The organism is Chitinophaga sp. 10T418, from assembly GCF_056394125.1.
Genome location: NZ_JBFTHG010000011.1, coordinates 228,495 through 251,831 on the forward strand (window position 1 = coordinate 228,495; position 23,337 = coordinate 251,831).

General features: G+C 45.0%; 19 protein-coding genes. 8 read left to right on the plus strand and 11 right to left on the minus strand.

Annotated elements, in window-relative coordinates; all coding sequences use genetic code 11:
* Nucleotides 1-60: 60 nt before the first annotated feature.
* The 3 genes from AC1DCV_RS27570 to AC1DCV_RS27580 all read right to left on the minus strand — a co-directional run bounded on the left by AC1DCV_RS27570 (nucleotide 61) and on the right by AC1DCV_RS27580 (nucleotide 3,379).
* Nucleotides 61-1,200, minus strand: coding sequence for a pyridoxal phosphate-dependent aminotransferase (locus tag AC1DCV_RS27570; protein ID WP_477026202.1), 1,140 nt, complete (start codon nucleotides 1,198-1,200; stop codon nucleotides 61-63).
* 195 nt (nucleotides 1,201-1,395) lie between these two features.
* The gene (locus AC1DCV_RS27575) at nucleotides 1,396-2,136 is read right to left on the minus strand and encodes a DUF4397 domain-containing protein (protein WP_477026203.1); all 741 of its coding nucleotides are present in this window, start codon (nucleotides 2,134-2,136) and stop codon (nucleotides 1,396-1,398) included.
* Between the two features lie 25 nt (nucleotides 2,137-2,161).
* Nucleotides 2,162-3,379, minus strand: coding sequence for a serine hydrolase (locus AC1DCV_RS27580; RefSeq protein ID WP_477026204.1), 1,218 nt, complete (start codon nucleotides 3,377-3,379; stop codon nucleotides 2,162-2,164).
* A 214-nt stretch (nucleotides 3,380-3,593) separates the two neighbouring features.
* Between AC1DCV_RS27580 and secDF the strand changes: the two genes are divergently transcribed.
* Nucleotides 3,594-6,749 carry a protein translocase subunit SecDF gene (secDF, locus tag AC1DCV_RS27585; protein ID WP_477026205.1) on the plus strand — a complete coding sequence of 1,052 codons (3,156 nt, stop codon included), beginning with the start codon at nucleotides 3,594-3,596 and terminating at the stop codon, nucleotides 6,747-6,749.
* A gap of 419 nt (nucleotides 6,750-7,168) precedes the next feature.
* Here the strand turns inward: secDF and AC1DCV_RS27590 are convergent, their stop codons facing one another.
* From AC1DCV_RS27590 to nusB, 5 genes are all read right to left on the minus strand, one after another.
* Nucleotides 7,169-7,465 (minus strand): HesB/IscA family protein, encoded by a 297-nt coding sequence (locus AC1DCV_RS27590; RefSeq protein WP_477026206.1) that lies wholly within the window; start codon nucleotides 7,463-7,465, stop codon nucleotides 7,169-7,171.
* 68 nt (nucleotides 7,466-7,533) lie between these two features.
* Complete coding sequence (coaE, locus tag AC1DCV_RS27595) at nucleotides 7,534-8,130, minus strand: dephospho-CoA kinase (protein WP_477026207.1); 597 nt, start codon at nucleotides 8,128-8,130, stop codon at nucleotides 7,534-7,536.
* 101 nt (nucleotides 8,131-8,231) lie between these two features.
* Nucleotides 8,232-8,576: a preprotein translocase subunit YajC gene (gene yajC, locus AC1DCV_RS27600; protein ID WP_441571803.1), complete on the minus strand. Its 345-nt coding sequence runs from the start codon at nucleotides 8,574-8,576 to the stop codon at nucleotides 8,232-8,234.
* A gap of 29 nt (nucleotides 8,577-8,605) precedes the next feature.
* Complete coding sequence (locus tag AC1DCV_RS27605; RefSeq protein WP_441571802.1) at nucleotides 8,606-9,049, minus strand: DUF1573 domain-containing protein; 444 nt, start codon at nucleotides 9,047-9,049, stop codon at nucleotides 8,606-8,608.
* Nucleotides 9,050-9,087: 38 nt separating this feature from the next.
* On the minus strand, nucleotides 9,088-10,017 hold the full coding sequence (gene nusB / locus AC1DCV_RS27610; RefSeq protein ID WP_477026208.1) for a transcription antitermination factor NusB: 930 nt from the start codon (nucleotides 10,015-10,017) through the stop codon (nucleotides 9,088-9,090).
* Nucleotides 10,018-10,331: 314 nt separating this feature from the next.
* Here nusB and AC1DCV_RS27615 point away from each other — a divergent pair, with 314 nt between their 5' ends.
* From AC1DCV_RS27615 to AC1DCV_RS27640, 6 genes are all read left to right on the plus strand, one after another.
* Nucleotides 10,332-10,613, plus strand: coding sequence for a co-chaperone GroES (locus AC1DCV_RS27615; protein WP_079473337.1), 282 nt, complete (start codon nucleotides 10,332-10,334; stop codon nucleotides 10,611-10,613).
* 53 nt (nucleotides 10,614-10,666) lie between these two features.
* Nucleotides 10,667-12,304, plus strand: a complete 1,638-nt coding sequence (gene groL, locus AC1DCV_RS27620; protein WP_477026209.1) for a chaperonin GroEL — start codon at nucleotides 10,667-10,669, stop codon at nucleotides 12,302-12,304.
* Between the two features lie 129 nt (nucleotides 12,305-12,433).
* Entirely contained in the window at nucleotides 12,434-12,916 is a 483-nt protein-coding gene (locus tag AC1DCV_RS27625) for an FKBP-type peptidyl-prolyl cis-trans isomerase (RefSeq protein WP_477026210.1), read from the plus strand.
* Nucleotides 12,917-12,984: 68 nt separating this feature from the next.
* Complete coding sequence (locus AC1DCV_RS27630) at nucleotides 12,985-13,464, plus strand: FKBP-type peptidyl-prolyl cis-trans isomerase (protein ID WP_477026211.1); 480 nt, start codon at nucleotides 12,985-12,987, stop codon at nucleotides 13,462-13,464.
* 109 nt (nucleotides 13,465-13,573) lie between these two features.
* Nucleotides 13,574-15,001, plus strand: a complete 1,428-nt coding sequence (locus AC1DCV_RS27635) for an L-serine ammonia-lyase (protein WP_477026212.1) — start codon at nucleotides 13,574-13,576, stop codon at nucleotides 14,999-15,001.
* 149 nt (nucleotides 15,002-15,150) lie between these two features.
* Nucleotides 15,151-17,955 carry a hypothetical protein gene (locus AC1DCV_RS27640; protein ID WP_477026213.1) on the plus strand — a complete coding sequence of 935 codons (2,805 nt, stop codon included), beginning with the start codon at nucleotides 15,151-15,153 and terminating at the stop codon, nucleotides 17,953-17,955.
* 1 nt (nucleotide 17,956) lies between these two features.
* Here the strand turns inward: AC1DCV_RS27640 and AC1DCV_RS27645 are convergent, their stop codons facing one another.
* The gene (locus tag AC1DCV_RS27645; protein ID WP_477026214.1) at nucleotides 17,957-18,433 is read right to left on the minus strand and encodes a hypothetical protein; all 477 of its coding nucleotides are present in this window, start codon (nucleotides 18,431-18,433) and stop codon (nucleotides 17,957-17,959) included.
* 59 nt (nucleotides 18,434-18,492) lie between these two features.
* Nucleotides 18,493-21,144 carry a valine--tRNA ligase gene (locus AC1DCV_RS27650; protein WP_477026215.1) on the minus strand — a complete coding sequence of 884 codons (2,652 nt, stop codon included), beginning with the start codon at nucleotides 21,142-21,144 and terminating at the stop codon, nucleotides 18,493-18,495.
* Between the two features lie 213 nt (nucleotides 21,145-21,357).
* Here AC1DCV_RS27650 and AC1DCV_RS27655 point away from each other — a divergent pair, with 213 nt between their 5' ends.
* Nucleotides 21,358-22,008, plus strand: a complete 651-nt coding sequence (locus AC1DCV_RS27655; protein WP_477026216.1) for a collagen-like triple helix repeat-containing protein — start codon at nucleotides 21,358-21,360, stop codon at nucleotides 22,006-22,008.
* Nucleotides 22,009-22,067: 59 nt separating this feature from the next.
* Here the strand turns inward: AC1DCV_RS27655 and AC1DCV_RS27660 are convergent, their stop codons facing one another.
* Nucleotides 22,068-23,084 (minus strand): threonine aldolase family protein, encoded by a 1,017-nt coding sequence (locus tag AC1DCV_RS27660; RefSeq protein WP_477026217.1) that lies wholly within the window; start codon nucleotides 23,082-23,084, stop codon nucleotides 22,068-22,070.
* Nucleotides 23,085-23,337: the final 253 nt, after the last annotated feature.

A 23,337-nucleotide genomic window follows, 5' to 3' on the forward strand; every position in this document is an offset into this window, starting at 1 on the left:
GGTGGATATATCCGAAGATCATGCAATACGCCGTAATTCGTAATTCTTAATTCCCGGTTCTTATGCCAGTTTCCCCAGCCAGGTTCTCATTCTTTCCACCCCTTTTTCCAGCTTATCCATGCTGGTGGCATAAGACAAGCGGATACAGTTAGGCTGTTGGAACGCACCACCAGTAACGGTAGACACGTTGGCTTTATGAAGAAGATACATACAGAGGTCATCTGCATCCTTGATATATGAATCTTCAAATGATTTATTCAGAAATGCGCTTACATCAGGAAACATATAGAAGGCGCCTTCCGGATCATTCACCTTTAAGCCGGGAATGGTTTTCAGGGCTTCATGTATATAAGCACGGCGTTTTTTGAATTCGGCTACCATTTCCACAGCAGTAGTCAGCTCGCCGGTAAGGGCGGTAATAGCCGCCCGCTGCGTGATGGAGCAGGTAGCGGAAGTAAACTGGCTCTGGATTTTATCACATGCTTTGGCTATATCCAGCGGTGCCGCCATATAGCCCAAACGCCAGCCTGTCATGGCAAAGCCTTTGCTCAATCCATTGATAATGATCGTGCGGTTGATCAGATCACCAAACTGCGCGATACTTTCGTGGTTACCAACGTAATTGATATACTCATATATTTCATCAGAGATGATAAAGATCTCCGGATGTTTGGCAAATACCGCTGCCAGTCCTGCCAGCTCTTCTTTTGAATATACTGATCCGGTAGGGTTGCAGGGAGAGGAAAACATGAACAGCCTGCTTTTAGGCGTGATAGCCGCTTCCAGCTGTTCCGGCGTAATTTTATAATTGTTTTCAATGCTGCAGGGAACAAATACGACTACTCCCTGGCAAAGACTCACCTGTTCTGAATAGGTAACCCAGTAAGGAGTTGGTATGATGACTTCATCGCCCGGGTTTACAATGCTGAGCACTGCATTGGCCAGGCACTGCTTGGCGCCGGTGGATACAACAATCTGTTCCGGCGTATAGTCAAGACCGTTATCTCTTTTAAGTTTGTGTACTACAGCCTGTCTTACGTCTGCATAGCCAGCCACGGGTGTATAGTGTGTAAACCCTTCGTCAATCGCCTTTTTGGCGGCTTCCCGGATATGTGCCGGGGTGTCAAAATCCGGTTCTCCGATACTAAGGTCTACGATGTCTATACCCTGGGCTTTCAACTCACGGCCGAGTTTAGCCATTTTAATTGTTTGAGGCTCGGAAATCCGTGACAGCCTTTCTGCTAGTTGATTCATATCTTAACATTGTACCGGAACAAACCTACAGAAAAAAAGTAGATAATACATGGAAAGATGATACCCGGCTGCTATCGCAATGCAGAAGGGGCCGCAATCACGGCCCCTTCTGCATTTGTATGGATTATAATTTATTATTTATTAATAGTAGCTGGGGATAGCATCCGTCATCAGTTTATCTGTACCAGTGCTGCCTGGAGTACCTGCAAAGTAGAGGGTATATACGAGACCGGTACTAAAAGCACTGATAGTTAGTTTGTTATTGGTTGCCAATGTTTCATTAGTACCTGCTTTCTTAATGGTAACGGTGTTATTCACACTGAAGTTGCTGAACTGCTTAAATGTAGTAGAAGACGCCAATTCACCTATAGACATATACGCACGGTTACTGTCTACTTTCTCACTACCGATATAAAAATCTACTTTTTGGCCAGGATCAGCGGCTGGAGCCGGAGACAGGTTAAAGCAACGGATGTTGATTTTCGTTTGACTTGCAGAGGCCAGGTCGTTCAGTACTGTGATAGACTTTACTGGGTTGTTAAATATAACATGTGTATAGTAAAGGTTAGAATCCAAAGTGGCACTGCTGGTGGCAATTACACTATCCCCAGTCAGTTTCTTCAGTTCAAAGGTATGCGAACCGCCCAAAGCGTTATATGGGGCTATGAAGTTGAAGCCAATACTAGCACCGTCTTTGCTTATTTTCTGGCCATTGTCGTAAAAACTGGCAGGAACGGTGTTGTTAGATACGTTAATAACGAGGACTTTGGCCGTTTGCCGCTGAGGCGTAACATTGTTATCATTTTTCAAGCAGGATGTCAGTCCGGCAACTACGGTCAACAGGGCTGCTGCGGCCCATACGCGATTTTTCTTGGTTAGCATTTTGCTCTCAGTTTTTTAATTTGTGTTATTGATCAGTTGTTTTTTTGTCGTTTGGTCTGAAGCGGGAAAGGTCTGGCAATATGTTTTTATGACGTGCCACTTCCGCTGTATAAATCACTTGTCCCAATGCCCTGAGAAAGGGCTTACCTGTTTCTTCAAAAGCCTGTTGGTCGTCTCCCAGTATCCCGCTTGTATTTACAAAGATGCTCGCCGATAATAAGAACTCGGTATTGTTGGCGAAATCTACAATATAAGCGGTATCGGTCAGAAATCCGTATGCCCATCCTGGTTTATTAAATATCCTGATATGTGGTGGTATCCGGCTATCTCTCTCTCCTCCGAAAAGCAAAAATCTTGTATATGCCTGGTAATATTGTTCCGGATCATATATTGGATCGGTTGATTCCTCCGGATATTGTGACATACTCTGATACAAAAAATGATAATCTTCTTCTGTTAAACGGAAACGCTGTTGATTTGTTACAGCCTCCGGAAAAATTATGCTGCGTAATATGTTGTGTAAGTGAATGAGTGGGAGTTTGTTGCGATGGGAGAAGTTCATGGGCTGGCGTTCCAGCTTATCCAGGTGGTTGTAATGCGCCTTTCCGGCGAAGTCCTCCCGTAGTGGAAAGGTAAGCCCGCTAAGCTGTGCCGGTTGCTGGTAATGGACCACATTCCCCGTTTGAAATACCACGCCGTTGGTGTGTTTATTGGCGGCTTCATAGAGGGGAAGCCCTACCCGGTGCCGGATCTGGGCCTGATCATACCCCATTTCCCATAACCGCCGGTTAAAATGTTCCTGTCCTATTAGTTCATATAGCCGGTTAAAGGCGTCATTGTCGCTGACAAGAAATATTTTTTTGATGTAATGAGCCACCGACGGTAATCCGGAAGCTGCGGAATGATCACGGCGAACCCCGGTATTAATATCCGGTAGCGGATCCGTAAATAAAGGCGTGTTCCGGTGAAGGCCCGGCAGCCCCAGATCATTCAGCTTTTCCAGTGCCAGGGCTACTGCCGGCAATTTCACCGTGGAAGCCGGGTAGAAGTAGGTATCCGGAGGAACACCATAGAAATAGTCCGTGAAATGCGGCAATTGCTGCTCATCCCGGTCTATCCGGGTGAAAATTACCTGTAAACGGTAGGAGGCAGGGTCGCTGAAAACGGCGCCTAACTGGCTTTTTTGACTTTTCAGCAAAGCATCCAGAAAATTATCTGTTGCCGGATAATGTTGGGTTTGCATATATTTGTCGTTGTTATTGATTGTAAAGCAAAGGAATAATATTAAAAAGACCAGAATCCAGGATCAGCAGATTTATAAAAAAGTATGCCAACTTACCTGCAAATGCAGGCGCATACTCATTTTGCACGTCTTTTAACAAGGGCTTTAATATATCGATTTAAATTCTATCTTTGCAACTCTTAAAAATTTTTTTTATAAACCCGAAACAAACAGTATGCAACTTAAAGGACTGGTAAGATTTTTTGCCATCGCACTGATCCTTATCTCTTTGTACCAATTGTCCTTCACGTTTTTGGTGCGGAACTATGAGAAGAAGATAGAGCAGCAGGCCAAGAACGATGTGGCCAAAGAATACCCTACACCTGAAAAGAAATATCCCGCTGACAACCAGAAAGAACTGCGGGGCTTCTACTCAGATACGTTGGCTGGGGTTATTAAGCAAAGGAGACAAGAGATCGTGGACAGTACCAGCAGCAAGCAAATTGCAGGTTTCCCATGGTATGTTACCTACACCAAGGCCAAAGAGAAAGAACTGAATCTCGGTCTGGACCTGGTAGGAGGTATGAACGTTGTACTGGAAGTAAACGTGGAAGATGTGATCCGCGCTTTATCCGGTCAATCCAAGGACGCTGCATTTAACAGAGCGCTGGTTAGGGCAAATGAGCTGAAAAAGACAAACCAGTCAGATTTTGTTACTTTGTTCGGTCAAGCATACGCCGAAGTAGCTCCTCAAGGAAAACTGGCGACTATCTTTGCGAACGCTTATCAAAAAGATATCACCTTCAATTCTTCCAATCAGCAGGTGCTGGACATGATCCGCAAGGAATCACGTGTTGCCATTAAAAATACCTATATCGTACTGCAAAAACGTATTGATAAATTTGGTGTGGCACAACCTAACATCAGCCTGGATGAAAACAAAGGCCTGATCTCTGTGGAACTCGCAGGTGTTGATAACGCTGCCCGTGTACACAAATATCTGCAGGCTACTGCTAACCTCGAATTCAGAGAAGTGTACAAGAACAGTCCGGAATTTTTCCAGAATGTATTGCTTCCTGTAAATGAGGCCATCAAAAATTCACTGAATACCACCAGCACTCCTGCTGTTGCCGCTGCAGATACTGCAAACGCAGCAACTACTCCTGCTGCCGGCGATACCAGTAAAGATGCCAGTCTGACACAATACCTGTCAAAGAAAGACACCAGCAAAAATGCCAGCAAGGAACTGCAAATTAAAGAACAGCAGAAACAAAATCCGCTGTTCATGGTATTTATCCCTAACGCAGATCCTCAGTCCGGTACCATTTTCCCTGGTCCGTCTATCGGAAGAGTGTTTCCTAAAGATACTGCTACTTTCAACCGTTACCTTCGCCTGCCAGCTGTTCAGGCTGTTCTGCCTAAAGATGGCGTGATTGCATTCGGTCCTGAAAATAAAGAAGATAAACACGGCCCAATGGCTGTTTACCTCCTGAAAGTGAATCCTGCTAACCCTGCTCCCCGCGTTGGTGGTGAAAGGATCGTAGATGCACGTCAGGATATGGACCAGAACAACCAACCGGAAATCAGCATGACCATGGACAACGTAGGTGCCCATGAATGGAAAAAACTGACCGGCGAACTGGCTCCAACCAATCCAAAAGATCCTGCTACCTTAAACTATGTTGCGGTAGTACTGGATAATATCGTTTACTCTGCACCTTCTATACAGGGCGAAATTGCCGGTGGCCGTTCTTCTATCAGTGGTAGCTTTACCATCGAAGAAGCAAATGACCTCGCCAATATCCTGAAATCCGGTAAAATGCCGGCTCCTGCCCAGATCGTACAGGAACAGATCGTAGGACCAACCCTCGGCGCTGAATCTATCGCTGCTGGTGCCAAGTCTTTCATGATCTCCTTCGGAATCATTTTCGTACTCATGCTGGTGTATTACAACTCAGCCGGCTGGGTAGCTAACATTGCACTGGTACTCAACCTGCTGTTTACCTTCGGTATCCTGGCATCTATGGGGGCTACGTTAACAATGGCCGGTATTGCCGGTATGGTACTGACAATCGGTATGGCGGTAGATACCAACGTAATCATCTTCGAAAGAATCAAGGATGAACTTACCCACGGTAAGTCCTACCATGATGCAGTAGCAGACGGTTACAAACGTTCTTATGCTCCGGTGCTGGATGGTCACGTTACCTCCCTCCTCACTGCATTCATCCTGTTTTACTTCGGTTTAGGGCCTGTACTGGGCTTTGCTACCACTCAGATCATAGGTTTGTTCCTGTCTCTGTTCTGTGGTATCCTGGTTTCCCGTATGGTAACTGACTTCTGGATGAAGAGAAAAAGACATTTCGAATACTTTACCCCTATTTCACGTAAAGTATTTAAACACGCTGCCTTCGACTTCGTAGGTAAACGTAAATATGCTTATATCATCTCTGCATTTGTAATGGTGGCAGGTGTATCTTCTTTCTTCCATGGTTTCGACCACGGTATCGATTTCTCTGGTGGACGTAGCTATACTGTTCGCTTTGAACATCCGATGAACAGAGAGCAAGTGGCTGATGTACTGAAGAAAGAATTCGCATCAGAAGTCTTCGTTAAAACAATCGGAAGTACTAACCAGCTGAACATCACCACTGCATACAAAATTGAACAACAGAGCCTGGCAGTAGATAAAGAAGTAGCTGATAAATTATATGGTGGCCTGAAGCAGTTCTATGACGGTTCTGTAACACCTGAAGTATTTGCCAGCCGCTATATTGTTGGATCACAAACGGTATCACCTACCATTTCCGATGACTTACGCGCTGGTGCCGTAAAAGCTACCGTGCTGTCGCTCGTAGTGATTTTCCTGTATATCCTGTTGCGTTTCAGCAAATGGCAGTACTCTATCGGTACTATATTCTCCCTGCTGCATGACGTACTGGTAACACTGGCAGTATTCTCCTGGTGCAGATCTTTTGTACCGTTCACACTCGAAATTGACCAGCACTTTATTGCTGCGATCCTGACAGTGATCGGGTTCTCCATGAACGATACCGTGATCGTATTTGACCGTATCCGTGAATACTTCAGAACAGGTAAACATGGTCGCGACAGAAATACCGTTATCAACAAAGCGATTAACGATACCCTGAGCCGTACTATTATGACCTCCCTCACGGTGTTCCTGACCATCCTGATATTATTTATCTTTGGTGGTGAAGTAACCCGCGGTTTCGCCTTTGCGATGCTGATAGGTGTGATCACTGGTACTTACTCTTCTATCTTCGTGGCTGCTCCGGTACTGGTTGACTTTGACAAAAAGAACGAACTGGGAAATGAAAGTGAATCAGTAGAAGTAACTGCTCAGAAAGCAGCTCCTGCTACTAAATAAGTGAGATAACTGAAATAATGTTTGATAAATAAAAACCTCCTGGCTTGCCAGGAGGTTTTTTTATGTGTAAGCATTTAAGAGCTGGTTATTATAGTGCATTAAGAACACCCGTCATTATAGTCAGCATTGCCTTTTCATTATGTAGGCTCCGTCTATGCTATACTTAGCGCCCGCTAAGTACCTGTAGCGGCACAGCCGTTGAGGTGGACTTGATGCGGGGATGAGGTGGACTTGATATGGACTTGAGGTGGACTTGATGTGGACTTGAGGTGGACTTGATGCGCGGATGACTTCCGGATGTACAACCGAATCAGACGATGAATGGAGGTCAGAACCGGCCATAGCAGGGCTGTTGTAGCAGACTCTAGCTGCGGAAAGAGATTTATTGTTAAAAGAAGCAGGTATAAAGGGTTTATTCATCAAGGGTTTCTGAATACAAAACCCGTTGCGGCAGTATCCTGTTGATAATCTATTTCCATGCCCATGAGGTACATGCCATGTGCTTTTTTCATGATCACTGGTATACCGGCAATATCAAATATGTCATCATCTTCCATCATAGCATCAAATCCTAACATATAAGCTACACCGGAGCAGCCCCCGCCTTTCACACCCACCCGCAGGTAAGGTGCCTCTGTAGCACCCTGTAATAATTTTTTCACCTGATCTACAGCACTGGCTGTCAGTTGAATGGGGGAGTTATTCGCCTTGTCCATTATCCATATTTTTATCAAAGTTAGGCAAAACAACAGGGGGCACCCGCACTGGTATCCCCGAGGTAACCTTAATGCGCAGCAGCCAGCGCCAGTAGTTCCTGGTGTAATGTCAGTACCTGCGGAATGACCATATGCTGCTCATCGTTGTGTATGATATAATCGCTTAAGCGCATTTTGATGGTTTCATCAATTTGTTTGTAAATGCGTGCCAGCACTTCATTGCGGGTAACATTGTCCCGTTTCATGACGCGATGTATCCGCAGTGGCTGGGGGGCAAAAACGGCGATTACTTTATCGAGGTGGTGGAAGGATTCTGTCTCAAAAAGGAGAGCAGCTTCCTTTAAAACATAAGGGGTATGCTGTTGCTGGGCCCATTGGTCGGAATCCCGGATGGTAGCCGGATGTACCAGTGAGTTGAGGATGGCCAGCTTGTCTTTGTCGTTGAATACAATATTGCCGAGGTATTTTCGGTTGAGGACGCCATTAGCATCATATACTTCGGCGCCAAAGTGTTGCTTTACCTGCTCCACCAGCTCCGGATCACGTACCAGTATATCTTTTGCTCTTTCGTCCGCATAATATACGGGCACGCCTAATAATTCAAATATTTTGCTAACGGTGCTTTTGCCAGAGCCTATGCCTCCGGTGATTCCTATCTTTAACATAATCCCAATTTAAAAAAAAATACGAATTACCCCATATGAATTACGGAGTTGCGGGCATATCTGTCCACAACTCCGTAATATAAAAAGGTAATCCGTAATCTTTATTTGGTTTCAGCTGCTTTCTGTTGCGCTGAAGTATATTCCATGCTGATAGCAGAACGCTCAATGGTAAAGCTGGTACCAGGACTAACTTCCATTAATACAGTATTGTTATCGTTCATTTTTTTCACTTTACCGTGAATACCTGCGATGGTAACAATTTTATCGCCTTCTTTCAGGTTGTCGATAAATTGTTTCTGCAGTTTTGCTTTCTTAGTCTGAGGGCGAATCATAAAAAGCCACATAACGACAATCATACCACCAAAAAACAGGAAAGAAACCCAGGAGTTACCGCCGCCTGAGGCACCGCCTTGAGGCGCCATTAATAAAATGTTCAGGATGTTCATCTATAATTGATTTAATAGTTTATTCGGGTCTATTTGGTAATAATATTACACTGGATTTTAGGTCCTACCACATAACCGTCTTTATTGTTGATTTTGACAGAAATCTCTTTTTCTGTATAACCGGATTTACCATGACTATCGAAAATAACTTTCATATAGCCGGATTGTCCGGGTTTGATCGGTTCTTTCGGCCATTCCGGTACTGTGCAACCACAGCTGGAGATAGCATCTTCGATCAGCAGAGGGCTGGTGCCAGTATTGGTGAATTTAAAGGAGTACTCTACCTTTTCACCAGCTGCAATTTCTCCGAAATTATGCACCTTTTCTTCAAAAGTCAGTGCAGAGGATTGCCCATCTTCTTTTACCTGTCCGCTGCCGGCAGCCCCTGCGGCAGTGGTATTAGTTTTTGCACTATTGTTACAAGCCGCTATCAGCAGGCTTCCACAGGCGAATAAACAGAACAGCTTTTTCATGGTATTGCTATTTTTTAGGTAAAAATAACTTTTCCCACTTACTTTTTGGGACGGTCCTGTTTTTGAACCAATTGTTCTTTTTCCAGGTCTTTCAGGATATTATCCAGAATACCGTTGATAAACTGTCCGCTCTGTGGTGTGCTATATGCTTTTGCCAGATCGATATATTCGTTGATCGTTACTTTGGTAGGAATGGTAGGGAAGTAAAGGAACTCACATACACCCATCTCCATCAGTAACATATCTACCGCTGCTATACGCTCAGAATCCCAGTTTTGTAACTTGGGCTTGATCAGTTCCAGGCAGTAATCTTTCTTGTCAATTACTGTCAGCAACAGTTCTTTTGCATAGTCCAGCTTTTCTTTGCTGATCAGCTGCAGGAAGTTGAAGAGATGTGGCTTGTTGAAGTAATTGTTGATCAGAATGCTCATCATTTCTTCATCATCGCCCCAGTGGAGGAAGGTATCTTCCATATGCTGTATAAACAGCTCACTTTTACCCAGTACTTCTTTATAGATAAATTCGAGTATTTCCTTTTCACCGGCTTTGGTACGGGTGCCGTCTGCTATATAAGCTTTGTAGGTATCCGTAACGGCCATCTGGTTATAAAGCTTTCTGAGCAGATCATCATCTGTTTGCAGCTTCATCTTCCATTGTTCCAGGTTTACCTGGAACCCCTTGTCATTGGTTATCTGGAAAATAAATTCATTACCTGCAATCTTGGTATTTACCTGCAGATCCTCGGCTGAGGGTAAGTGTTTGGAGGCACGGGCCTGCGCATCAATTTCTGCGTATTGCGCCACCTGTACCACTGAATTAAGTAAGTAGGTAAAGATCTGACAGGTTTGGTCCAGCTTTTCGTTCAAAAGTCTGGTGGCCGTGCCTGGCTTAATACTGCTTTCATCCATCGTTTCCAGGGCGTAAAGTGTTTGCATTACTTTTACCCGGATGTTTCTTCTACTGATCATCGTATAAAAAAGAACTGGTATAAGGGCGCAAAACTAGAGAAAAAAATTCATATTTAAGGATATTTGGCAGGGATAGCCCCTGGAGCGGATTTGTGTTACCCGGGATTTTAGGGATACTGCTGATTTTTTCCTGGTAAGACAGCTTCATTTCCTGTCATTTCTGTCATTTTTTCGGGTTGCCTGTCATGATTTGTCAGTATGGAATCCAGTCAATACCTTCGTGAACTGCAAATTTGACCCGAAAACCGCCTTGGCACAATTCTCGTGGACGGGAAGGAACAAAATATAAACATCTTTTTTAAATAAAATCTACTATGGCTAAACAATTAAGTATTAAACCTTTAGCTGACAGGGTAATTGTGAAACCTGCAGCAGCAGAAGAGAAAACAGCTGGTGGTATCATTATCCCGGATACTGCAAAAGAAAAACCAGTGAGAGGCACCGTAGTGGCTGCTGGTCCTGGTAAAAAAGATGAACCAATCACTGTGAAAGTAGGTGATACTGTTCTGTATGGTAAATACTCTGGTCAGGAACTCCCTATTGAAGGCGAAGATTACTTAATCATGCGTGAATCTGATATCCTGGCTATCGTTTAAGATAGCAGCACGGATATGTTTTAATTCCTAAATAGAAAAATCTACAAAGTATTATGGCAAAACAAATTTTCTTCAATATAGACGCCCGCAACAAAATGAAGAAAGGCGTTGACACTCTGGCTGATGCCGTTAAAGTAACCCTGGGCCCTAAAGGTCGTAACGTAGTTATCGAAAAGAAATTCGGTGCTCCTGGTGTAACTAAAGATGGTGTTACCGTTGCAAAAGAAATTGAACTCGAAGACGCTATCGAGAATATGGGTGCGCAAATGGTGAAAGAAGTAGCTTCCAAAACTGCTGACCTGGCAGGTGATGGTACTACCACTGCAACCGTTCTGGCACAGGCTATCATCGGCGACGGTTTGAAAAACGTAGCTGCCGGTGCTAACCCAATGGATCTGAAACGTGGTATCGACAAAGCAGTTAAAGCGGTAGTTGAAAACCTGAGAAAACAGTCTGAAAGTGTTGGAAACGACAACCAGAAAATTGAACAGGTAGCATCTATCTCCGCTAATAACGATAACGAAATTGGTAAACTGATTGCCCAGGCAATGCAGAAAGTAACCAAAGATGGCGTTATCACTGTAGAAGAAGCTAAAGGTACTGACACTACTGTTGAAGTAGTAGAAGGTATGCAGTTTGACCGCGGTTACCTGTCTCCTTACTTCATTACCAACAGCGAAAAAATGCAGGCTGAATTGGCTAACCCTTATATCCTGATCTACGATAAAAAGATCAGCACTATGAAGGATATCCTGCACATCCTGGAAAAAGTAGCTCAACAAGGCGCTCCACTGGTGATCATCTCCGAAGATCTGGAAGGTGAAGCACTGGCTACCCTGGTTGTAAACAAACTGCGTGGTACCCTGAAAGTTGCTGCTGTTAAAGCTCCTGGCTTTGGCGACAGAAGAAAGGATATGCTGCAGGATCTGGCTACCCTCACCGGTGGTATCGTGATCAGCGAAGAACAAGGTTACAAACTGGAAAATGCAGACCTGACTTACCTTGGTAAAGCAGAATCTATCACTATCGATAAAGATAACACTACCATCGTAGGTGGTAAAGGTGAAAAAGATGCGATCACTGGCCGTATCGGACAGATCAAAGCGCAGATCGAAGTAACTACTTCTGACTACGACCGCGAAAAATTACAGGAACGTCTCGCTAAATTAAGCGGTGGTGTGGCTGTGCTTTACGTTGGTGCTGCTACTGAAGTAGAAATGAAAGAAAAGAAAGATCGCGTAGACGATGCTTTACACGCTACCCGCGCTKCCGTTGAAGAAGGTATCGTTCCTGGTGGTGGTGTGGCTTACATCCGCGCTATCGAAGCATTGGCTGCACTGAAAGGCGAAAACAATGACGAACAAACCGGTATCTCTATCGTTAAACGTGCTATTGAAGAACCATTACGTCAGATCACTGCTAACGCAGGTATCGAAGGTTCAATCGTAGTACAGAAAGTGAAAGAAGGTAAAGGTGATTTCGGTTTCAACGCCCGTACAGAAGTTTTCGAAAACTTACTGGCTGCCGGTGTAATCGATCCAACTAAAGTAACCCGTATTGCACTGGAAAATGCTGCATCAATCGCTTCTATGCTGTTGACTACAGAATGTGTAATCGCTGATAAACCAGAACCTAAGTCTTCTGCTCCTGCAATGGGCGGCGGTGGCCACGGTATGGGTATGGATTACTAATCTATATTATTACTATAAAAGGAACTCCTGCAGGCTTAGGCTGGCAGGAGTTTTTTATGCCAGTAACGGAATAATTGTAACTTTCGCGGCGGATATCCGTTAAACAACCAGGATCGTAAACAGAAGCGGATGAATACAGCTGTTAAACTATTAAGTGCCTGCCTTATTATATTACTGGCGGCATGTACTAAAAACGAGGGGCCCCTGGAAATGAGTACGGGAGATGTGCAGATGGAAAATGTAATCCTCAGCTATCTCAGCGCCCATAACGAAACTGCCATCAAAGATGCCTCAGGTCTTTATTATAAGATCCTGCAGCCAGGTGACAGCATTCACTTTGTGAAAGCGACCTCTGTTCCCACCGTCATTTATTCTACCCAACTGCTCTCCGGAGAAATAGTAGGTACTTCATTTGGTCCCACTGACTTTGATCAGCGGGAACTGAAAAATCATATCCCAGGCTGGCAGATAGGACTACAGAAAATTTCCAAGGGAGGGAAAATCAGGTTATATATTCCACCAGCCCTGGCCTACGGCCCTGTCGGTATACCTGGTGTMATTCCACCCAATGCCGTCCTGATTTCTGACCTGGAATTAATAAATTTCAGGTAAAAAATCCTTACTATTATCTACCGTATTGTCAACTTTTAATTTCATAATAAAACCGAAACTGTAATTGTATGAAGAAAGTTTTTCTGTTGGGAGGATTATTTCTATTAGTGCTCGCTGCCTGTTCAAAAAAAGATGATACACCCCCTTATGATGTGAGAGCGCAGTATAGCATTGACTCCGCTAAGATTGTTGCGTATGCGGCAGCTAATAATATCACTGACTTAAAACATGATTCACTGGGTATTTTTTACCAGATCATCAAGAGAGGTACAACAACAGATACCGCCAACGCTGCGGCTTATGTAAACGTAGCCTATGTTGGTACTTTCCTGGATAAAACGGTGTTCGATAGCAGCTATAATGCCAGTTTTGATCTGAACCGAGTGATTACCGGCTGGACAATAGGTATTCCCAAAATAGGAAGAGGTGGAGAAATTAATTTGTTGCTGCCTTCCTTTTTCGCTTACGGGCCTCAGGGGCGAAGCCAGATTCCGGGCAACACCGTATTGGTCTTTAATGTAAAACTGAAAGATTTTCAGAATAAATAATTGTTGACAAGATAAAGGAAAAGCGGTGCCGGCTCAGCCAGCACCGCTTTTTTATGTTATTGTTTTATTCGCCTGCTTTCCATTAATTTTACAGATAAACTATAAAATAGTGGCACACGAATGTATTTCAGTATTTGATATTTTTAAGATAGGCGTTGGTCCCTCCAGTTCCCATACCCTGGGCCCCTGGCGGGCGGCACTCCGCTTCCTGGCAGAATTGGAACAGGATGGCAGATTACCGGCTGTCAGCAAAGTACAGGTGTTATTATATGGTTCCCTCGCTAAAACAGGCCATGGACACGGTACTGATATTGCAGTACAGTTGGGATTGTGTGGAGATGATCCTGTAACCTTTGATGTAAACCAGATCACCCCTAAAATGGACGATATCCGCCGCAGCCGTAAAATGTTGCTGGCAGGTAAATATGAAATAGACTTTGATCCCGTTGAAGATATTGACTTCCTTTTTGAAGAATCTTTGCCTTTTCATCCGAATGCCCTCACATTCCTGGTATCGTTCCTGGATGGAGAACAGATCGCTTCTACCTGGTATTCTATCGGTGGTGGCTTTGTAGTGCAGGAAGGACAGAAGGGTAGTGGTGCACAGCAGGTAGATCTGCCTTTTCCTATTGATACCGCCCGCCAGCTCCTGCAATGGTGTATCAAAACAGGATACAGCATTTCTGAACTGGTAATGGAGAATGAACAGGCCTGGCGCCCGGAAGAAGAAACCAGGAAAGGAATACTCAATACCTGGCGTGTGATGCAGGAATGCACTTTCCGTGGATGCCATACCAGCGGCGAATTGCCCGGCGGACTGAGAGTAGGTCGTCGTGCTGCAGCTCTTAATAAGAAATTACTGAAAGGACGTACCTATACAGATTATGCCTCCTGGATTACTGCTATCAGAGCAGGCGGCGAGCATTTCAGTTATACACTTGACTGGGTAAGCTGCTTTGCGCTGGCAGTAAATGAAGAAAATGCTTCCTTCGGCCGCGTAGTTACTGCGCCCACCAACGGCGCCGCTGGCGTAATACCCGCAGTATTGCAGTATTTCATTGCCTTCTGCGATGGTTTCCATGATGATAAAATACAACAGTTCATCCTCACCGCATCCGAAATAGGCAGCATCTTTAAAAAACGCTCCACTATCTCCGCCGCTATGGGCGGTTGTCAGGCCGAAATCGGCGTGTCTTCTGCGATGGCTGCTGCAGCCCTCACAGAATGTATGGGCGGTTCTCAGCGCCAGGTGTTGATGGCAGCAGAAATAGCGATGGAACATCACCTTGGTCTTACCTGCGACCCAATCGGCGGACTGGTACAGATTCCCTGCATCGAAAGAAATACGATGGGCGCCATTAAAGCTATCACGGCTTCTCAACTGGCCCTGCAAAGTAATCCGGAACTGGCAAAAGTTTCGCTGGATGCTGTGGTGAAAACCATGTGGGAAACAGCCCAGGACATGAATTCCAAATACAAAGAAACTTCTGATGGAGGCCTGGCGGTAAATATTCCGATCAGCTTACCGGAATGCTAACGAAAAGGAATTACGAATTACGAACTACGGATAAAAAGGAAGATATCAGCGATTTGATGTGATAATATAAGGAAAGAAACATATTTTCGTTTATACGGTATCATCATCCGCTTATCCGTAATTCGTAATTTGAAATTCGTAATTCTCTTATGCGTATCCTTGCCACTATTTCTCTATTTGCCCTTTCTCTTTCTTTATCAGCACAGCAATTCGGGGGCAACCCACCCTCGCTGAAATGGCAGCAAATAAATACGGATACCGTACGGGTAATTTTTCCCAAAGGCATGGCACCACAGGGAGAACGAGTAGCCAACATCGTACATTATCTGAATCGCTATACCCGCACCTCTATTGGTCCGCTGGAAAGAAAAGTCAATATGGTATTGCAGAACCAAACGATGCAATCCAACGGCTATGTGCAGCTGGGCCCCTTTCGCTCGGAATTTTATCTGACACCTTCCCCTTCCTCACTGGACCTGGGCTCACTTAACTGGATTGAGCAACTGTCTGTACATGAATACAGACACGTGTTACAGAACATGAACTTCCGGCAGGGCTTATCTAAAGTATTTTCAATTCTCGGTGGTCAGCTGGGACAAGCTGCCATCACTAATATTGCTGTACCCAACTGGTTTTGGGAAGGAGATGCCGTGGTGATGGAAACCGCATTGACGCCGCAGGGCAGGGGCAGACTACCAGGTTTCTTCGATGGTTTCCGCGGACTTTCACTGGCAGGTAAAGAATACGCCTATATGAAAATCCGGAATGGCTCTTATGTAGATTATGTGCCTGATCATTATCCACTGGGATATCTGATGGCCAGCTACGGCCGTAGCCATTATGGGCAAACATTCTGGAAAGATGTTACCACCGATGCAGTACGTTTCCGTGGTCTCTTTTATCCCATGTCACATTGCCTGAAAAAGAGAACAGGTAAAAATATAACTGGTTTTTATCACGCCATGCTGGCCGAATACCAGCCATTATGGAATAACTATGCTGCCCGCCCGGACACTACTCCGGCGGTAGCCATACTGCCGGTAGCTAAACCTGTTACTAACTATAAATATGTATACAGCGCCGGTAATAATGAATGGATTGTACTAAAGAATGCCTGGAACAAAGTGCCGGGTATCTATCAGCTGAATGCCGCCGGCGAAGAACATTTACTGGTAAGACCCGGTATTGTATACGATGATTTTTTCAGCTATCGCAATGGCCGCATAGTATGGGCAGCCGCCCGCTTTGATGCGCGCTGGGGTTGGAAAGATTTTTCAGTGATCCGTATTTGGGATAACGCTACCGGACATACGAAAACAATATCTCCCAGAGGCAAATTCTTCTCCCCGGATATTAGTGCAAACGGTCAGCAGGTTATTGCAGTAGCTACCACTCCTGCTATGCAGTACCACCTGCAATTGATCAACGCGCAAACAGGTACCATTGAAAAAGAACTGCCTAACCCGGAAAACTGGTACTATACCTATCCGCGTTTTGCAGCCAATGATCAGGCGGTGATCAGTGCAGTACGTAATACAAAAGGAGAAATGGCGCTGGTACAGCAGTCGCTCACTACCGGCGAAAGCACGGTGCTGACACCTTTCAGCTTCACCGTCATCGGCACACCTGCCGTAAGTGGGGATACTGTTTATTTCACCAGTGGCTATAAAGATGTAAACAACGTATATGCTATTACGTTAGCAGATAAAAAAACATACGAAGTAACCGACAGAGGCAACAGTGCATTACACATGGCCATAGATGCGCAGAAAGACAGTCTTATTTTCAGTGAGTTCACTATAAAAGGGTATAAGCTGTATCATGCTGCACTGAACACATCCTCCTGGAAAGAAGTGCCCGTGAGTGGCGATGGTCGCAGCGCCTGGCTGCAGCCACACTTTAAAGAAGGGGGGGATATCCTGGATGTTGTGCCCCATGATTCTTTACCGGTAAAGAAATACCGGCAGTTAACACATCCATTTAATATCCATAGCTGGGTACCTTCTTTTAATGATCCGGATTACGGTATTTCCCTGATAGGAGAAAACATATTGAGTACTACTTCTACCAGTATCGGCTATACGTACAACCGGAATGAAGGCTACTCCGATATAGCAGCCGGTTTCACTTTCGGTGGCTGGTTTCCGGTATTGTCTGTAGGAGCCGATTACGCCATCAACCGTAATGGACTGGATCAGAACCGGCAACGGGTATACTGGAATGAAGCGACCGCTCATGTGGGCATTAGCATTCCTCTCAATTTCTCCGGAGGCCTCTATAGCCGCAGTCTTTCTGTGGGTAGTAACTATAATGTCCGTCATCGTTACCTCGACAGTAAGTACAAAGGGAACGATTTACAATTCCTCAGTAATACGCTCATCTTCAGCAATCAGCGGATGAAGGGTACACAAAATATATTCACGCATTTCGGGCAGTACCTGGCTGTGCAGTACAATACTTCTGTAAATGGTTTGTATGCCGAGCAGCTGTATGCACGACTGGACCAGTATCTGCCAGGTTTATGGCAAAATCATAGCCTGGTATTGCAGGCGGCTTTTCAGCAGCGTGATAAATCTTTTAATTATTCATTCTCAGATAACTTCGTATATGCGAGAGGGTATAATACACCATTCTATACCCGTATCTATAAGCTGGGCGCCAATTATCACCTGCCATTGGCATATCCAGACTGGGGCTTTGCGCAGATACTTTATTTTAACAGGGTCAGGGCCAACCTGTTCTATGATTACAGTATGGCCAATTATGCGCTACAAAATATTAATACCCGTTACACGTCTGCTGGTACAGAATTATTCTTCGATACCCGCATAGGCAATGCGCTGCCATTCACATTTGGCGTGCGTTTCAGCCACCTGTTTGATCAGGATCCGGTGGATAATGCGCAGAACAGGGTAGACTTTATTGTCCCGATTCAGCAGCTGTTTAATTACTAAATTATTTTACGTTGATCTTAAGAGAAGGTGCTTTGTAGAATTTATCTTCTGCATATTTGATGATGATCTCATCGAAATATAATACATCGCCGGTTTGCAGGGATTCTTTCAAACCTTTGCTCCACACAGGGGAGAGGGCCGCTGCTTTGAAGTTGTCACCGGTAAAATCTTTATAAAGTGCTGGTTGGCCGGTGGTGTCGTTCAGATAAGGTTCATGCCTTTCATACGTAAAGGCAAATGATAGCACGGGGTATTTGATGTTTTTTTCGTCACGTACTATTAGTGCAGAGTCCAGTAGTTTTATTACTTCATTTTTTGGCAGTGTATCACTCAGGTAAATGCCCCAGCTGCTACGCAGTTTCATTGGTCTTTTATTGGTAACAACAGCAGGTTTTGCAGCCGTCTTTTTAGGAGACTGTGCAAATGCTGAAGAAAGTGCAGCGGCAAACAGGAAACTAAGTAACAGGTGTTTTTGCATGGTAGTACGGGGATATAAAAAAATCGCCCGGTATAGTAACGACCGGGCGATCATAAAAATTATAAGGTCTTTAAACTTTCCTCTATTACCGCAATCTTTGCTTCTGCATCTGCTTTTTTCTGACGCTCTGCATCTACCGCTTCTGGTTTTGCTTTCTGTACAAAACCTTCGTTGGAGAGCTTCTTTTGAACAGATACGAGGAATCCTTTCAGGTATTCCAGGTCTTTCAGCAATGTAGCTTTTTGCGCAGTGGTATCCAGTACAGTTTCAGTACCCAGGTAGAATTTATCTTTCTGGATCACTACTGTGATACAACCTGTAACAGGTGCCTGCACATAATGAACAGCAGATGCATTCACTTGTTTAATCAGCGTGCTTTCAATTCGTTTGAATGCATTTTCATGTTTGGTTTCTATATGCAGTACAATCGGTTCTTTAGGTTTGATCTGGTTTTTAACACGTGCATCACGGATACTGCTGATTACTTCCTTCGCCAGTGAACCTTCCAGCAGTGTAGCGTGTACAGGTGCTTCCGGAGTGGTAAACTGTTTAATCATCAGGGAGTCATCTCCGGCACGCACGGTCAGTTGCTGATAAATTTCTTCCGTAATAAATGGCATATACGGATGTAACAACTGCATGAGTTGTTCAAAGAAATATACAGTTTTACGGTATACAGACGCAGGAATTGGTTGTTCGAAACCAGGCTTGGCCCATTCAAGGTACCAGCTGCAGAAGTCATCCCATACCAGGCTGTAGATAGCTTTCAGCCCTTCGCTGAGGCGGAAATCTTTGTGCAATGCGGCTACTTCTGCCTGTACTTCATTCAGTCTGCTTTCAAACCATTTCACGGCAAAGTGGTCTGCGGCTGCATTGGTAGCACTGTCATCTTCCTGACGTTGTTCCCACATCTTTATCAGCTTCAGGGCATTCCATATTTTATTACAGAAGTTACGTCCCTGTTCGCAGCTGGAATCATCGTAGAGCAAGTCGTTGCCGGCAGGTGAGGAAATCATGATCCCAAAACGTACTGCATCTGCGCCAAAGGCGTGGATGAGTTCCAGCAGATCCGGAGAGTTCCCCAGCTGTTTACTCATTTTGCGTCCAAGTTTGTCGCGTACCATTCCAGTGAAGTATACATCGCTGAAAGGCTTCACTTCTTTGAATTCCAGGCCGGCCATAATCATACGGGCTACCCAGAAAAAGATAATATCCTGTCCTGTTACCAGTACGGAAGTAGGGTAGTAGTAGTTGATGTCTTCGTTATCTGGCTGAGAGATACCATTGAATACTTCCATTGGCCACAACCAGGAGCTGAACCAGGTATCGAGGCAATCCTCATCCTGTGTCAGTTCAGCGGCGGAGATGGTGATGTTGCGTGCAGCAAACTGTTGTACTGCTTCGGCAGCAGTGGAAGCTACTTCAAAAGTACCATCCGGTGCGTACCAGGCTGGTATTTGTTGTCCCCACCAGAGTTGGCGGGAAATGCACCAGTCTTTTACATTTTCCATCCAGTATTTGTAGGTCGCCAGGAAACGGTCGCCGGGATGTATTTTCACATCTCCGTTTACAACAGCATCCAGGGCCGGTTTGGCCATTTCCGCCATTTTCACAAACCACTGGGTGGAAATGCGGGGTTCTACTACGGTGTCGGGGTTACGTTGACTGTAACCCAGACGGGTAGTATATTCCTGCTCTTTTTCCAGTAAGCCTTCTTCAGCGAGTGCAGCTACTACTTTTTTACGGGCAACAAAGCGGTCTTCACCCACAAATACGATAGCGGCAGCACTGAGTGTACCGTCATCATTCAGGGTGTCTACTATTTCCAGGTTATGTTTCAGGCCGAGGTTATAGTCATTGATATCGTGTGCAGGCGTTACTTTCAGCGCGCCGGTACCAAATTCTTTATCTACATAAGTATCAAAGATTACGGGAACGCGGCGGTTCACCAGCGGTACAGTAGCGAAATGGCCTTTCAGGTGCGTATATCTTTCATCTTCAGGGTTTACGCAAATGGCGGTGTCACCCATGATGGTTTCGGGGCGCTGGGTGGCGATGGTGATGAATTCACCGGTTGGTGTACCGGCAGCATCCGTAATCGCGTATTTAACATGGTACAGCTTACCCTGCAGGTCTTTGTATTCTACCTCTTCATCACTCAAAGCTGTTTTGGCTTTGGGATCCCAGTTAATCATGCGGGCGCCGCGATAGATCACACCTTTTTTGTAGAGGTCAATAAAAACGGTGATGACTGCTTTGTAGTAGTGATCATCCATGGTAAAGGTAACCCTGTCCCAGTCGCAGCTGCAGCCGAGTTTCTTTATCTGGTGGTAGATGATATCACCATATTTATCTTTCCATTCAAAGGCATATTTGAGGAACTCTTCGCGGGTAAGTTGAGATTTTTCAATCCCTTTTTCCTGTTTGAGCATATTAACCACTTTGGCTTCAGTAGCAATGGAAGCGTGGTCGGAACCTGGAACCCAGCAGGCGTTAAACCCACTCATACGGGCACGGCGCACCAGGATGTCCTGGACGGTTTCATTGAGGGTATGGCCAAGATGTAAGACCCCGGTCACATTGGGAGGGGGAATAACTACAGTAAAGGGGGGACGGCCATCCGGCTTAGAGCGGAAATAACCTTTGTCCATCCATTGTTGGTACCATTTTTCTTCAACCGTTGCAGGCAGGTAATTTTTCGATAGTTCCATGCTATTCATAATATAAGGTTGCAAAAATAACGGAGATTAGGGAGAGATGGAAATTTAAAGGGCAATAATAGTAATCATACCGTTACAGCATGCGATTATCCCGGGAAATGTACCAGATAATAAGTATTTATGGCCAGCTGCGATTTTATACTACCTGGTAGCAGTATGCCGTATTATTTTGGAGGATTCATTCTATACCCCAATTACAATATCATGAAAAGAATTCTCCCCGAAAAGCAGTGGCAGCCCCGGTTGTTGCTGGCTATTCTACTTGTTGCCAACCTATTAATTATTTCAGCATGTGCTAAAAAAGGTGATCCCGGACCAGCCGGAGCGAATGGCGCCCAGGGGCCTGCAGGTCCGGTGGGGCCGAAGGGGCCTGGTGCTATCACCGGAACGTTTACGCTGGCCAACGCCGACTATACGCTTGATTACTGGACAATAAGCACCGGAGCCGGAAGCGCAATGGGAATAACTGCCAGAGTGGTAGTGAAAAGTTTACCTGGAATAACAGCGGATGTTTTTAATACAGGAACTGTGCTGGTATATTTAAAAACACCGGTTAACCTGAATACCACGGCCACTGTATGGACACCTTTGCCTTACGATATACGTGGTTTTAATGTGGGTTATTATACCGCCATTAAGTTTAACTATGAATCAGGGAAGCTAAGGATTTATTATATGTATGTGCAAACGGATAGTGCGCCGGCGCAAGCTGTTCCCAGTATCAGTACAGCGGTGATTCCTTCCTATGATTACAAATATGTGATCATTCCTGGAACTGCCGCAGCGAGGGCTGGCAGCGGTGTTGATCTGAGTGATTATCAAGCAGTCGCCCAATATTACAACCTGAAGGATTAGGGTGAAAAATATACGATCAGGTGTGGAGCAGCCTGATCGTATATTTGGGATATCAGTATTTATGCCATTGAAGCAATCACTTCGCAGGTAGTATTAATCATCTCCGGAGTTACGTCCAGGTGCGTTACTATTCTTACCTGTGTGGGAGAGATGGCCATCACAAGGATGCCTTCTCTTTTCAGATAGTCAGCAAAGTGTTGTGGCGTCCAGTCGTTCTTTACTTCAAAGATGATGATATTGGTTTCTACCGGCAGCATATGACCTACGAAAGATTTTTCCAGCAAAGCCTGTGCAAGTTGCTTGGCATGCTGATGATCTTCTGCCAGTCGTGCTATATTGTTTTCCATGGCGTAAATGCCGGTGGCTGCCATAAAGCCAGCCTGGCGGAGGCCACCGCCCAGTTTCTTGCGGATACGTCTGGCAGATTTGATAAAGGCTTCACTGCCAATTAATACAGAACCCATGGGACAGCCCATTCCTTTATTAAGGCAAACGGAGATGCTGTCAAATAGTTGGCCGTAGGTGGTTGGATCCTGGCCGGTGGCTACCAGTGCGTTGAAGAGACGGGCGCCGTCCAGGTGCAGTGCGAGTCCGTGTTCTTTACAAACGTCGCCGATTTTTACCATTTCTTCCCAATCGTAGCAGCATCCGCCACCACGGTTGGAAGTATTTTCAATACATACGAGACTGGTACGTGCTTTATGTACATCATCCGGATTGATGGCTGCTTCTACCTGTGCAGCACGGATCATGCCCCGGTCGCCGATAAGGGCATGTACCTGTGCACCAGAGTTGAATGCAATGCCACCACCTTCATAAATATATACATGAGCAAGATTACTGCAAACCACTTCGTCACCTGGCAACGTATGTACTTTAATGGCAATCTGGTTACTCATTGTGCCGGAAGGGCAGTACAAGGCTGCCTCTTTGCCAAAATAAGCTGCCATCATGGCTTCCAATTTATTGATGCTGGGATCTTCACCGAAAACGTCATCACCGGTTTCAGCCTGTAGCATGGCCTGTAACATGCCAGGACCGGGACGTGTAAAAGTGTCGCTTCTAAAGTCAATCATTTTATTGAAAATTTTGCAACGGCTTAACAATTAAATTAGTTAAGATGTTAATTTAAATATGATTCTTTATCAATTGTTAAAATTTGTATAAACCATCGCAATACAGCGACTAAAGCACTATAAAATTCCGTTATAAAACTGTACTTTGTTATATGGCTGGCAAATATAAGAAGGATTTGGTAGAGTGATTGGTTAGCACGATCTTTGCAGACTTATTTTGAATCAAAAGGATAAAGCGCGGGAAACTTTGTAA

Bases quoted from the DNA above. Each gene is read 5' to 3' on its own strand.
- yajC (WP_441571803.1), bottom strand. From the start codon at position 8,576: ATGAACATCCTGAACATTTTATTAATGGCGCCTCAAGGCGGTGCCTCA.
- AC1DCV_RS27605 (WP_441571802.1), bottom strand. From the start codon at position 9,049: ATGAAAAAGCTGTTCTGTTTATTCGCCTGTGGAAGCCTGCTGATAGCG.
- AC1DCV_RS27660 (WP_477026217.1), bottom strand. From the start codon at position 23,084: ATGATTGACTTTAGAAGCGACACTTTTACACGTCCCGGTCCTGGCATG.
- coaE (WP_477026207.1), bottom strand. From the start codon at position 8,130: ATGTTAAAGATAGGAATCACCGGAGGCATAGGCTCTGGCAAAAGCACC.
- AC1DCV_RS27630 (WP_477026211.1), top strand. From the start codon at position 12,985: ATGAAGAAAGTTTTTCTGTTGGGAGGATTATTTCTATTAGTGCTCGCT.
- secDF (WP_477026205.1), top strand. From the start codon at position 3,594: ATGCAACTTAAAGGACTGGTAAGATTTTTTGCCATCGCACTGATCCTT.
- nusB (WP_477026208.1), bottom strand. From the start codon at position 10,017: ATGATCAGTAGAAGAAACATCCGGGTAAAAGTAATGCAAACACTTTAC.
- AC1DCV_RS27575 (WP_477026203.1), bottom strand. From the start codon at position 2,136: ATGCTAACCAAGAAAAATCGCGTATGGGCCGCAGCAGCCCTGTTGACC.
- AC1DCV_RS27580 (WP_477026204.1), bottom strand. From the start codon at position 3,379: ATGCAAACCCAACATTATCCGGCAACAGATAATTTTCTGGATGCTTTG.
- AC1DCV_RS27615 (WP_079473337.1), top strand. From the start codon at position 10,332: ATGGCTAAACAATTAAGTATTAAACCTTTAGCTGACAGGGTAATTGTG.
- AC1DCV_RS27645 (WP_477026214.1), bottom strand. From the start codon at position 18,433: ATGCAAAAACACCTGTTACTTAGTTTCCTGTTTGCCGCTGCACTTTCT.
- AC1DCV_RS27570 (WP_477026202.1), bottom strand. From the start codon at position 1,200: ATGGCTAAACTCGGCCGTGAGTTGAAAGCCCAGGGTATAGACATCGTA.
- AC1DCV_RS27655 (WP_477026216.1), top strand. From the start codon at position 21,358: ATGAAAAGAATTCTCCCCGAAAAGCAGTGGCAGCCCCGGTTGTTGCTG.
- AC1DCV_RS27650 (WP_477026215.1), bottom strand. From the start codon at position 21,144: ATGGAACTATCGAAAAATTACCTGCCTGCAACGGTTGAAGAAAAATGG.
- AC1DCV_RS27590 (WP_477026206.1), bottom strand. From the start codon at position 7,465: ATGGACAAGGCGAATAACTCCCCCATTCAACTGACAGCCAGTGCTGTA.
- AC1DCV_RS27640 (WP_477026213.1), top strand. From the start codon at position 15,151: ATGCGTATCCTTGCCACTATTTCTCTATTTGCCCTTTCTCTTTCTTTA.